Source organism: Arenibacter sp. F20364 (assembly GCF_023015905.1).
GTDB lineage: Bacteria > Bacteroidota > Bacteroidia > Flavobacteriales > Flavobacteriaceae > Arenibacter.
Genome location: NZ_JALKBD010000128.1, coordinates 1 through 826 on the forward strand (window position 1 = coordinate 1; position 826 = coordinate 826).

Annotated in this window: 1 pseudogene; it reads right to left on the bottom strand. The window is 52.3% G+C overall.

Annotation, left to right across the window (positions count from 1 at the left end):
• A pseudogene (locus MWU84_RS24005) lies at positions 1-826 on the bottom strand (hypothetical protein); the annotation flags it as partial.

Sequence of the window (826 nt, forward strand, 5' to 3'; positions counted from 1 at the left end):
TCAGCACCAGTTGCTCCAGTAAGTCCTATTGGACCCTGAGCACCAGTTTCACCTTTGTCGCCAGTGGCTCCAGTTACACCTTGTATACCCTGAGCACCAGTATCTCCTTTTTCACCCTTATCACCTTGGTCACCCTTAGCTCCAGTAGAGCCAGTAGCTCCTGTGGCACCGGTATCACCCTTGTCGCCTTTGGCTCCAGTAATACTTATGCCTATTGGTCCTTGTGCACCAGTGGCACCTGTTGCTCCGGTTGCCCCGGTATCTCCCTTGTCACCTTTGTCTCCTTTAGCTCCGTTAGCTCCCGTAGGTCCTTGAGCACCAGTAACACTCAGACCTATTGGTCCTTGTGCACCAGTAGCACCGGTATCACCTTTGTCACCTTTCGCTCCAGTATCACCTTTGTCACCCTTATCACCTTGGTCACCCTTGGCTCCGGTATCTCCTTTGGCTCCAGTGTCACCTTTATCTCCAGTAGCACCAGTGTCTCCCTTATCTCCTTGGTCTCCCTTGGCTCCGGTAGTTCCAGTTGCTCCTGTGTCACCTTTGGCTCCGGTTGTACCAGTAGCTCCGGTATCACCCTTGTCGCCTTTTGCTCCAGTTATACTTATACCTATTGGTCCTTGTGCTCCTGTCGCACCAGTAGCCCCGGTATCTCCTTTGTCACCTTTGTCCCCTTTAGCTCCGTTAGCTCCTGTAGGTCCTTGAGCACCAGTAGCACCAGTTTCGCCTTTGTCGCCTTTCGCTCCAGTATCTCCTTTTTCACCCTTATCACCTTGGTCACCTTTAGCTCCAGTAGAGCCAGTAGCACCAGTGTCACCTTTATCAC